9 protein-coding genes are annotated in these 12,900 nt (G+C 35.8%); all 9 read left to right on the forward strand.

Features of this window, described 5'->3' with window-relative positions; genetic code table 11:
- Nucleotides 1–66: 66 nt before the first annotated feature.
- Entirely contained in the window at nt 67–1,647 is a 1,581-nt protein-coding gene (locus IE051_RS07620) for an arylsulfatase (protein ID WP_189360186.1), read from the forward strand.
- A 15-nt stretch (nt 1,648–1,662) separates the two neighbouring features.
- Nucleotides 1,663–2,610, forward strand: a complete 948-nt coding sequence (locus tag IE051_RS07625) for a transporter (protein WP_189360187.1) — start codon at nt 1,663–1,665, stop codon at nt 2,608–2,610.
- A 12-nt stretch (nt 2,611–2,622) separates the two neighbouring features.
- Nucleotides 2,623–4,491, forward strand: coding sequence for a DUF3604 domain-containing protein (locus IE051_RS07630; protein WP_189360188.1), 1,869 nt, complete (start codon nt 2,623–2,625; stop codon nt 4,489–4,491).
- Complete coding sequence (locus IE051_RS07635) at nt 4,430–6,718, forward strand: DUF748 domain-containing protein (protein WP_189360189.1); 2,289 nt, start codon at nt 4,430–4,432, stop codon at nt 6,716–6,718. Before IE051_RS07630 ends, IE051_RS07635 begins: the two co-directional genes overlap by 62 nt.
- Nucleotides 6,715–8,601: a DUF3604 domain-containing protein gene (locus IE051_RS07640; protein ID WP_189360190.1), complete on the forward strand. Its 1,887-nt coding sequence runs from the start codon at nt 6,715–6,717 to the stop codon at nt 8,599–8,601. Before IE051_RS07635 ends, IE051_RS07640 begins: the two co-directional genes overlap by 4 nt.
- A gap of 9 nt (nt 8,602–8,610) precedes the next feature.
- Nucleotides 8,611–9,000, forward strand: a complete 390-nt coding sequence (locus IE051_RS07645; protein ID WP_189360191.1) for a hypothetical protein — start codon at nt 8,611–8,613, stop codon at nt 8,998–9,000.
- Between the two features lie 323 nt (nt 9,001–9,323).
- Nucleotides 9,324–10,865, forward strand: coding sequence for an arylsulfatase (locus tag IE051_RS07650; protein ID WP_189360192.1), 1,542 nt, complete (start codon nt 9,324–9,326; stop codon nt 10,863–10,865).
- A gap of 74 nt (nt 10,866–10,939) precedes the next feature.
- Entirely contained in the window at nt 10,940–11,311 is a 372-nt protein-coding gene (locus tag IE051_RS07655) for a hypothetical protein (RefSeq protein ID WP_189360193.1), read from the forward strand.
- A 116-nt stretch (nt 11,312–11,427) separates the two neighbouring features.
- Entirely contained in the window at nt 11,428–12,834 is a 1,407-nt protein-coding gene (locus IE051_RS07660) for a hypothetical protein (RefSeq protein ID WP_189360194.1), read from the forward strand.
- The last annotated feature ends 66 nt before the right edge of the window (nt 12,835–12,900 follow it).

Raw genomic sequence — 12,900 nt, forward strand, 5'->3', positions numbered from 1 at the left:
GGCTATCTTTTAAACCTTGACACCTACTTTAGATTATGGCAATATATATTTTAATAATGTATTGCTATGAAAAAGACCATATTTATCATTGGGGCTTTATACATATTTTGTGCTTGCCCTTACATTTTAAGTGCCCAAAAATTTGACAGATCTGTTAAAACCATAGAAAACTTTGAAGGATCCATCCCGAATCCAGAGCAAGATCAGGAAGTTTCAAAAAAACTTTCTGAACTTGAAAAAAAGACAGGTAAAAAACCAAATATAGTTTGGTTGATAGTTGATGATATGGGCTATGGAGACCCAGGGTGTTATGGCGGAGGGGCTGCAATTGGCGCAGCTACGCCTAACATGGATAGATTTGCGGCTGAAGGCTTGAAACTAACGTCCTGTTATTCACAACAAACCTGTACATCAACACGGTCTGCCATCCGCACAGGTAGGTTACCAGTTCGCACGGGATTGATTCGACCAATTCTAGCTGGAGACATATTAACGCAAAACCCATGGGACACTGAAACAAGCATTGCTACGTTACTTGGTAAAGCTGGATATTATACCTTATTAACTGGGAAATGGCATATTGGAGAAGCTGTGGGCATGCGACCTCATGATGTAGGTTATGATGAATTTATGGGCTATTACCCGGCTCAAAAAGAAATCTCTCAAGGTGTAGATCCAAGACGCTACCCTGATTTAGTATTAAACCCAGAAAGAATGGCAGATTTTGAAGGCATCAGGCCGGACGATCACCTGCAACATGGATTTAAAGGCGGTAAAACTGAGAAAGTAAGCCAAGTGAAATCTATTGAGGACATGGGTAGAGCAGATCAAGTGCTTACGGATTTCACCATTTCAAGAATTCAAGAATTAGCTCAATCAGATCAACCCTTTTTCATTGATCACAACTTCATGAAAGTTCATGCCGATAATCATGATAATCCTGATTATCCCGGTTTAAGCGCTGCAAAATATGCCTACAAAAATGCAGTTGCAGAAGTTGATATGCATATTGGAAATATCGTTAAGGCTCTAGATGAAGCTGGGGTATTAGAAAACACTTTCATTTTTATTACCTCTGACAATGGCCCACAAATGGATTCCTGGCCAGATGGCGGTTACACGCCTTTTAGAGGTGCTAAAGGAACCACTTTTGAAGGCGGCGTCCGTATTCCTGGAATAGCTTATTGGAAAGGCATGATAACCCCTGGACGCCAGAGTGATGATATTTTTGATTTGATGGATCTGTTTGGAACAAATCTAAGGCTAGCTGGAATTTCTACAGACCTACTACCTAAAAATAATTATTATGATTTTATTGACCAGTCGAGCTTCTTGTTTTTAGAAGACGGAAAAACTAACAGAGAGGCTGTATACTTTTGGTGGGGTAAGGAATTAATGGCTATTCGTATGAAAGAATATAAACAGCACATCAAGGTTATTATTCCCCAAGATACTCATATGTGGATTGATTATTCCACAGTTCAAGATGTAGGTCTAGCACCATGGATGTTTAACTTATATATTGACCCAAAAGAAGAAATGCCAGTAGGCCATAGACGCAGTGCATGGTTAGCAACTCTAGGCGCGAAATTAAAAACGCATGCCGCTACCTTTAAAAAATATCCGCCTAAACAAATTGGCTTATAATTAATACCATTGGTAATGTTTAAAACCAGACATTTTCTTGTTTTCACAATAGGATTGTTACTCATCAGTATAGTCGCTCATTCTCAAGGCGATGGGCCAAGATCATACTTATTAGGACCTAAAGGTGTTATTGGTGCAAATCCAAAATATTTGAATTTAAATCAAAATTTGGTACCGGCTGGAAATATTTATTTAACCGACTCAGACATTAATGTTAATGTATTCCCTACAACCTTATTTTATAATTTTGGTTTAGGTGAGCGATTTGCACAAGTTCAATTCATGTTTAACCCTGCAAATGCCTCCGGTACAATTGTTACTGATCAAGATGAAACGTTTACCGGATTGAATAATTCTGGATTTTCAGATGGATTTATGGCCTTTAAAGTAGGTCTAATTGGGACTCCTGCCCTATCCATCAAAGAGTTTGCCCAACACACCCCGGCATATTCTATGTTTGGCTATCTAAGAGTTTGGTATTCGGGATCATACGACGCTTCTAAACTATTAAACCTAGGTACTAACAGGTTTACCATTGAATTTGGAACCCCCATGAGTTTTCCTTTATCTAAAAATTCAAAAAGACCTATTTGGATAGAATCTTACCCCTACATACAATTATACACTAAAAACACTGATCCTTCTATAATTGTACAAGGGAATGAAGCTATACAATATCCCCTTTTTGGAATTGAAAATCACCTTACACATAATCTAACAAAAAAATTCTGGGCAGGAATAGACTTGAGGTATGCCATTGGAGGTGAATCTGAAATAGATGGTCAAGCACAAGATAATAAAATTAACGTTTTAGGAGGAGGCCTATCTGCAGGCTATCAAATACTACCTTTTCTTGGAGCTACATCAAGCTATGGGATAGTCCTTGCAGGAGACAATGGGTTAGACGGAAATATGTTCCGCTTAGGCTTAGTCTTTGTATACGCCAAAACAGAAAAAAATTAAAACACTATAACTATGAAACCTTTTCAATTAATCTGTATTGTTCTTGTATTTAGTTGTCTTACGCTTACTAATTGCAAAAATGAGCAAAAAACAATTACGGAAGAATCAACTGTAAAGCAGAGTGATGCAAATCAAGAAAGTACTATCCCTTATTTTGAAAACAAGGAAGCTTTTTTTGGTGAAACACATATGCATACCTCCTACTCATTAGACGCCTATATTGGCGGCAATAGACTTACACCAGATCAATCGCTTCGTTTTGCACAAGGTGAAGAAATGCTTTTAGAATTAACTGGTAAAAAAGTGCAGCTTAAACGACCTTTAGATTTTGCTGCTGTGACCGACCATTCTGAATATATAGGTGAAATGCAAACGGTTATGAATCCCAATGCTAAGGGTTATAATTCAACGGAAGCAAAACAATTAAGAAATGTTAAGGGCTTGGAAGAAGCCGAACAATTATTTCTTGATCTCGTTGTTAAAAGTAATAGGAGTGCCACACCGCAGCACCCCCCATTTTATCAAGGGGTTACCACCACTATGGATGCGTGGTCCTTAATGAACGAAGCCACCGAAAAAAATTATAAACCCGGTAAATTCACAACACTCCATGCCTTTGAATGGTCCGGTGCACCCGCAGGGGGCAACCTTCACAGAAACATCATTTTTAGAGATACTATTGTGCCTGATTTACCTGTAAGTTACATAGAAGTAAATCGTGAAACCGAGCTTTGGGCTTGGTTGGATCAAATTACAAAGAATGGGTCTACCGTATTGGCAATTCCTCATAATTCAAATGCCAGTAAGGGCATGATGTTCGATGAAAATATGCCTGATGGTATGCCACTAACTAAGAATTACGCCGAAAAGCGTGCACAGTATGAACGCACCATTGAAATTATGCAAATAAAAGGCGCCTCAGAAGTTTATCCAAAGTTCTGGCCTAATGATGAGTTTGCCCAGTTTGAAAATGCAGAGTCTTTAAAAAATTATAGTGGACGTTTATTTGAAGAAAAGAATTTTGTTCGACACGGATTAAAAAAAGGTCTTGAATACCAAATCAAATTAGGCGTTAATCCATACAAATTAGGATTCAATGGAGGAACCGATAATCATAATGGAGAGATGAGTAATGTTGAAGAAGATAACTATTCAGGTAGTCATGGATTAACAGATGGTACAGCTCAGGACAGAGTTATAAATGAAGTTCCAGGTTGGGCAAAAACCTATGACATAAACCCAGGAGCTATCACAGGAGTATGGGCGAACAATAATACCCGTGAAGGCATTTGGGATGGACTTTACAATAGAGAAACATTTGCAACAAGTGGTCCTCGAATGAAAGTTCGGTTTTTTGCTGGCTATGGATATAAGGACAGGTATGAAAGTTATGACGATTTTGCAAAAGATGGCTATGACAAAGGGGTACCTATGGGCGGTGATTTAATAGTTAACCCAAACGAAAAACCAAAATTTTTAATTTGGGTTTTAAAAGACCCAATGAATGCCAATCTTGATAGAGTTCAAGTTATAAAAGGTTGGTATAAAGACGGGAAACTTCAGGAGAAAACTTATAATGTAGCCGTATCAGACAATAGACTAAACGCCAATGGAAGTGTAACCCCAACTGATGCCCAAGTGGACCTAAAAACAGGTGCTTTTGATAACTCGAAAGGAGCAACACAGTTCAGTCTCACCTGGTCTGACCCGGATTTTAATGCCGATGAAATTTCATTTTATTACGTGAGAGCACTTCAGCTTCCAACAGCAAGATGGACGCTTTGGGATGAAATTAGAGAGGGTGTTGTTTACCCAGATCATGTTGCAAAAACTGTTCAAGAACGCGTTTGGTCAAGCCCTATTTGGTACACCCCTAAATAATAGAATTAAAGCCGTGAATAAAAAGAAAAAAATAATACTCCGAATTTCATTAGTACTCTTTGGTCTAATCCTAATTCTTCTGTTATTTCTACCTACTATTATTAAGAACTATGCTATAAAACATAGTAAAGAACTTGTTGGAAGACAAATAGATATTGAAAACTTAAATTACAACTATTTCACGAGCACACTTGAAGTAACTAATTTTAAGATGTTTGAAAGTAATGAAACAGATCACTTTACAACTTTCAACACCTTAATTGTAGATCTTGAACCGCTAAAACTCATTAAGAATAAAATTGAAATAGAGGAAATCTTTCTAGAAGGCTTAATGGTAAAAACAGTTATGAAGGATTCTACATTTAATTTTGATGATTTAATAAGGTTTCATTCTTCAGAAGAAGATACCAGTTCAGATTCAGTGGAGGAAGAACCTTTTAAATACAGCCTTTCCAATTTGGAATTAAAAGGGGCTAATTTTTATTTTGATAATCAAAATGTGGGTAGAGAAACCCAAATTGAAGACTTTTCTTTTCTTATTCCATACGTAGGTTGGGATCAAGAAACAAAAAGTAATGCCGACTTAAAATTTAATTTCAAAAAAGGAGGTTATTTACAATCTTCACTAAACATAAACCCTGTAAATGGTGAATTTGACGCATCCATTTCCATAAAAAACTTATACTTAAACGCTTTTTATGAATACCTTTTAGAATATGCCAATATCAATAGCATCGATGGGCAATTAAATGCAAAAATTAGTATACAAGGCAACACCAATGAAGCTGTAAAATCATTGGTTTCGGGCACGGTAGATGTTAATAATTTTAAAATGACCGATACCAATAATAAAGAATTTCTTGCCGCCAAAACCATTCATTCTTCTCTAAAAGAAATAGATTATTTTAACAGTTCTTATACCTTAGACACTCTAAATATATCAGAATCATATACTTATTTTAAACTCGATTCAATATCTAATAATTTCTATAGCATATTTAAACTTGATGAACCTTCAACTTCTGATCAAGAACAAAATGAAAATGTGTCAATAAGTGATTCAACAGCTACAAATGACAATGCCATTTATTATGCCATAAACAGCTTTAGTATTCACAACAGCAAATTGGATTACACTGATAATTTAACCGGTAAACCCTTTGATTACCATTTAAATAATATTGAGATTAATTCTGAAAAAATAATCAGCGACTCAGAATGGATAGATATTAATGCTAATATGCTACTTAATAATAGAGGAACGCTTAAAGCCGAAATAGGTTATAATCCGTCTAATACCCTGTATTCAGAATTGGATATCGTGATAGAAAACTTCCTTTTATCTGATATTAATATTTATTCCAACTACTATACTGGTCATGATATTTTACAAGGGGATATGTATTATTATTCTAACTCAAAAATAACCAATGGAGACATTGTCAGCGAAAATAAACTATTAATCAAAGAAGTCACCATAAACACCACTGATCAAGGACTTTATAAACTACCCCTTAAGTTTGCTTTGTTTTTACTGAAAGACAAAAATGGTGATGTTAATTTAGATATCCCAGTGCGGGGAGATCTAAATGACCCAGAAGTTCAAATAGGCAAAATAGTATGGAATTCCTTTAAAAACCTAATTGTTAAAACCGTTGCTAGCCCTGTTAAATTTCTTGCTGGGCTGGTTGATGGCGACCCCAAAGAACTTGAAGGTATGGATTTTAAATACACCGATACCATTCCTAATGAAAACCAGTTTAGAAAATTAGACAAGCTTTTAGAATTAGAGACCAAAAAAGACGGTCTTAAAATAGAATTAGTGCATTATGTAGATCGAAATCTTCAGAAGGAAGAAATTGCTTTAGACTTAATGGGTCAGCAATTTAATGAAGAAACTAAAAAGGATTATTTAAAAGATGAAAAAGATTTTGAAGCCTATCTACAAACAAAAGTTGCCTCAGATTCTATTAGTACAAAAGAGGCTATTTCAAAACTTACAAACGCAATTAATTTAGATTCTTTATCAAATTCATACAATCAGAAGCTCATAAATAACGCACAGTCCTATTTAAAAATTACCAAAGCCTCAACCCATATTGAAGTTAAACAGTCAAACCTTGATGATATAAAGAACACAGGTTCTCTTTCAAGATTCAAAATGAATTACAACCTTCTTGAAGATTCGGAAGACACTATATCTAATAATACAGATTCGCAACGATGAAAACAAAAACATTCTTAGTATCACTATTTGCATTGGCCCTATTCTATGCCTGCAAAAATGAATCAAAACAAGCTATTGAGGCACGAAGACCTGAAGCGCCAACCAAAGTTGATTCTAAAACCGAAGGAACAACTAAAGGTTATAACAAAAATAGGAACCCTTATTTTGGAGAAACTCATTTACATACGGGATGGTCTTTTGATGAGGCCATTTATAATGTAAAATTAGGTCCCGAAAACACGTATCGACATGCTAGAGGAGAAAAGGTATTACACCCAAATGGCGACACGGTGCAATTAAAATTACCATTGGACTTTATGGTTGTTTCAGATCACGCCGAATATTTGGGCGTTTTAGTAAGAATGTATGATCCTACCGATCCGCTTTCAAAACATCCTATGGCTAAAGCAATCGTGGGCTCTGGAAATGACTTAGACGCTTCCACAAAAGCATTTTACGGGTTGGTTTCTCAAACTATTCAGCCAGACGGCAGTACAAAACCAGATGAAACACTTAATAGCCCTGAATTAAAACGCACCATATGGGATGAGTATATAAAAATAACAGATAAGTATAATGACCCCGGAAAATTCACCACCCTAGTTGGCTATGAATGGTCTTCACAGCCTAATATGAATAACCAACATAGGAATGTGATCTTTAGGTCGAGTTCTAATTTACCGGTACCATTTTCGTATTTCGATTCACAACATCCCGAAGATTTATGGAAATGGATGGACACTCAAAGAGATAATGGACATACACTTTTGGCTATTCCGCACAATGGAAATTTAAGCAACGGAACGATGTTTTCTATGACTGATTCTTTTGGAAACCCAATAACCTATGAGTATGCTCAAGCACGAATGCGCAATGAAAAATTAACTGAAATAATTCAAACTAAAGGACAGTCAGAAACACACCCGCTTATGGCGCCAAATGATGAGTTTGCGGGATTTGAAATTTGGACTAAGCCAGTTGCTGGTCCAGGAGTTGTTAAGATTAAAGAAGGTAATTATGTTCGTAATGCCTTTTCCAATGGTTTAGTTTTGGAAAAAAACATTGGTGTAAATCCTTTTAAATATGGCGTTGTAGGGGGCGGTGATATTCATACCTCAATTGTATCACACGAAGAATATGCGCATACAGGAGAACATAATTTAAAATCTAGTAGTCCAAAAGCAAGGCTTTTAATTAATGCTCCTAACGAACCTTCAAAAATAGAGCAAGGTACAGCCGGCTTATCCAATGTATGGGCAGAAGAGAATACACGGGAGTCTATTTATGATGCTTTAGAACGCAAAGAAACTTGGGGTACCAGTGGACCAAGAATTATAACAAGAATTTTTGCTGGATATGATTTTGGAAACACACAACCAGGAGATGAAAATTGGGCTGAAATTGGTTACCAAAAAGGCGTTCCAATGGGAGCAGACATGAAAAAGAATACCAATGACAAACCGGTTCAACTCATGGTTTATGCATTAAAAGGGCCCAATAGCGGAAATTTAGATCGCATACAAGTTGTAAAAGGTTGGCTAGATGCCAGCGGTGAAAATCACACAAAGATTTATGATGTGGTTTGGTCTGGAGATCGAAAAATTGATGCTTCTGGCAAGCTACCTCCTGTTGGAAATACTGTAGATATTCGGGATGCTTCTTATACCAATACGATAGGTAGTTCTGAGTTAAAAACAAAATGGACGGATCCTGATTTTGATGCAAGTCAACCAGCATATTATTATTTAAGGGTGATTGAAATCCCAACACCCAGATGGTCTACTTATGATGCAAAAGCATTAGGAATAGCGCCTCCAAAAGATTTCCCTGCAACTATTCAGGAACGCGCTTGGTCCAGTCCTATTTGGTATAATCCTGATTAAAAACGGATTTTGAAAAAACCTTCAAAGGTTTATACCATATTTAGATTGGAAGTACCAATAATTGGGCAAACCCTACCTAACGCTCAGCTTGATGCAACAGGATTATCCGATTTAATTTCTGTAGATGTTATTGCTTTTAAAACCAAGATTGGACTATTAGGTATAGGGCCTTCATTAATAATACCAACGGCTAGTTCAGAATTCTTAGGCGCTGGCAAATGGAGTCCGGGTCTAGCAGGAGTTATTATGAATAAAGGCTTTGGAATGACTTTAGGCCTGTTTGGTCAACAATATGTATCTGTAGGTGGCAATTCAAAAAGACCTGATCAAAATTATATGTTATTTCAACCTATTGTCACAAAAATATTGGATCATGGTTATTTCTTAAACTTTCTCTAATTATGAAATTTCATTGAAAAAACGACGATTATAACATCCCCCTTGGATTGAATTTCGGAAGAGCATTTGCCAAAAATCTATCTATGTTTTTAGGAGCTGAATATGTAGTAAGTGCTCCGGGGAAAGGCGATTTCACCATTCGACTTAACATTAATGCGATGTTTGCAGCAGCAAATTAACTAATAGGAAATAGCTTGGTATTTTAAACTGATATCATTTACAATAGATTTTAGCTATGCCAGAATTAATGATTATTTAATATTAACCTTTGTTTATACTATTGAAAAGGCTTATTTTTAAAACTTAACTATTAATATTAATTCATGAAAACATTAACACAATTTGGAGTATTCCTGATAATATGTTGTCTAGCATTATCGGTAAACGCTCAAAAAAAACCCAATATCCTTGTGATTTGGGGAGATGACATTGGTCAATCCAATATCAGCGCCTATACAATGGGCTTAGTAGGTTATAGAACCCCTAACATTGATAGAGTTGCCAATGAAGGTATGATTTTTACCGATTATTATTCTGAACAAAGTTGTACTGCCGGCCGTTCGTCTTTCATATTAGGACAGAGTGTATTTAGAACTGGACTAAGTAAAGTAGGTATGCCGGGAGCAGCAGAAGGTATCAATGAAAAAGACCCAACTATTGCAGAATTATTAAAACCTTTAGGCTATCGCACAGGTCAATTTGGAAAGAACCATTTAGGTGATCGTGATGAAATGTTACCAACTAATCATGGTTTTGATGAATTTTTCGGAAACCTATATCATTTAAATGCTGAGGAAGAACCTGAACTAGAAGATTACCCAGACCCTGCTGAATACCCTAATTTTGCAAAAAGATTTGGCCCTCGTGGTGTTATTCATTCGTATGCTGATGGAAAAATTGAAGATACTGGCCCTTTAACAAAAAAGCGCATGGAAACAGTTGACGACGAAACTATTGCTGCTGCTAAGAAATTCATTAGAGAGGCTGTAAAATCGGGAGAACCATTTTTTGTATGGTGGAATGGAACAAGAATGCATTTCAGAACACATGTAAAAGATGAACATAGAGGTCTTTCTGGACAAAATGAGTATGGCGATGGTATGGTTGAGCACGACATGCACGTAGGTGAGCTTTTAGATTTATTAGACGAATTAGGTGTTGCAGACAATACCATAGTACAATATGGCACAGATAACGGCCCGCATAAAAATTCATGGCCAGATGCAGGTGTTAATTCCTTCAGAGGAGAAAAGAATACCAACTGGGAAGGTGGTTGGCGAACGCCATCGATGGTGCGTTGGCCAGGAAAAATCAAAGCCGGTTCGGTTTCTAATGAAATCGTTTCAGGAATGGATTGGATGCCAACGTTTTTGGCTGCTGCTGGAAATGAAAACATTAAAGATGAACTGTTGAAAGGGAAATCAATTGGAGGAAAAACCTATAAAGTGCATTTAGATGGGTATAATATATTACCTCATTTAACAGGGGAATCAGAAAAAAGCCCTCGTCATGAAATATTTTACTTTTCGGATGATGGCGATTTAACCGCTTTACGTTATGATGACTGGAAAGTTATTTTTATGGAACAAAGAAGTCAGGGTACTTTGCAAGTTTGGGCAGAACCATTTGTAACCTTACGTATCCCTTTATTATATAATTTAAGAAGAGATCCCTATGAATTTGCTACAGTAACATCAAACACCTATTGGGATTGGTATTTAGACCATGTTTTTCTGTTGTTACCTGCATCAGAGTATGTTGGCAATTTTTTAAAGACATTTCAAGAATATCCGCCACGCATGAAAGCCGCAGCGTTTAATTTAGATAATGTTATGGATAAACTTGCTGACCCTGGGAATAATTAATTTAAATAAAAATCTCTGCTATAGAGGGATATTTATTCCTCTTTAGCTAATTACAAACACTAAAAATAAAAGTTATGAAAAAAGTATTATTATTTACAATGGCCGTTGCCTTTACCGCAGTTTCATCTTTATCTGCACAAACTATGCCTTCAGTTAAATCTACTGATTTAAAAAAGGCCAGCACTGAGCTTAGCTCAAGTCAGACAGATCAAATCAAAGAAGCTTTAATGAAAGACAAAGGGCTTCAAGAGAAAACCATAGATCATTTAAAATCTAATCCTGACACCAAAGACGCTCTTATGGGGTTGGCGGCAAAAAATGCAGGTGGTCTTAAAGGATTGATGAAATCTGTATTAGGTGACAAATCGTTAAGTCAAGCCGCAGTTGATTTTATAAGTAAAAACCCGGATCTACTGCAACAAGCCATGAAAATTGTAGGCATGTAAATTATAGGTTAATAAAATTATTAAAAAGCACAAGTGTATAGCTTGTGCTTTTTTTATTGCTAAACTTTGATAAAACGCTTTTTAGAATTAAGTTTACATGATACATAATTCATGCTATGAGATCCATCCAATGGTTTGTTTTCATCCTTTTTTTCGCCCTATCTATTGGTTATGCCCAAGAAGGAAATTACAAATTCAACAATTTTGGAAATCGATCTATTCTACTTGCTGGAAATGTTACCGGTAGTGTATCTGATTTAGGTTTAACCTATTACAATCCTTCTTTTCTTGCCAACAGTGACAATGTGGGTTTTTCTTTAAATGCAAAAGCCTATCAATTGGTAAATGTAAAACTTACTGGGCCTAATCAAGAGGGTGCTCAATTAAGCAATACTAGTTTTAATAGTGCATCAACTATGGCTGGTGGTGTATTTAACCTATTCAATACTCGTTTCGCCTATTCTTACCTTAATAAATCGAACAATAACGTAAACCTAAATTACAGCAGTAATTATTTAAATGATGCCATTTTAGAACAATTCCCTGATGCGCAAGATCATAATGCTAAAATAAATTTAAACTCAAACCTAAAAGATCATTGGACAGGAGGCTCTTGGGCATATAAATTTAATAAAAACCTAAGTTTAGGGGTGTCTGCATTTGTTTCTATCTACAGCTATAGAGGGAACTCTGCTTTAAGCCATGTCGTTCAATCTACAAACAATGAAGTGGCTTACTACCAAGATGTTGTTGGTTTTAACCAAAAATCTTATGGTTTATTTTTAAAACTTGGCGCAAATTATAAATTCCCAAAGTTCCATCTAGGCTTAAATATAAATTTGCCATACCTAGAGGTTGTTAGCGAAGGAGGCTTTTCATATTCTAAAATAGTCTCTGGAGTAGGCCCCCAGTATAACACATATCTTGACTATAGTTTCGACAATCTATCTGCACAGCGAAAAGAACCATTAGGAATCTCTCTAGGAGCAGGAATACCAATAAATAGGGGTAAAATTCATTTAAACATTGACTATGTTAATGGTTTATCAAATTATAATAAAATTGACATCCCTGATATTGATATAGGTACCGGAGAATTGAGTCCAATAAATTTTGACGAATCTCGGAAAGCAGTGATTAATTTTGGTATTGGCGCTGAGTACACCTTAAGAGATAATTTAAAAGCCTATGGTGGTTTATCTACAGATTTTAATGCCTATGACAATAGTGCAAATATTTTCGATTTAGCAGCTTCAGAGAATAAACCAATAAACATAGGTGAGGATTTTCTACATGTGAGTTTAGGGGTAGACTGGAAACTAAAGTGGCTGAGTATAATATCTGGTATTACTTATTCAAATAGTGAAAGTAACTTTTTCAGTCCATACACTATAGACTTTGGAGACACAAGTATTGATAATGAACCGAATACTGAATTAAAATATACACGCTGGCAATTTGTGGTTGGAATTGATGTTCCTATTCTAAATAAAAAAATTAAGAATTTTGGTATAGGTCAATAAATTATGTTTTTCTACAATCAGTAATTCAACATATTGAAACTAAAATCAAAGTACAATATCTCAATA

It is taken from the genome of Algibacter mikhailovii (genome assembly GCF_014651495.1).
GTDB lineage: Bacteria > Bacteroidota > Bacteroidia > Flavobacteriales > Flavobacteriaceae > Algibacter_E > Algibacter_E mikhailovii.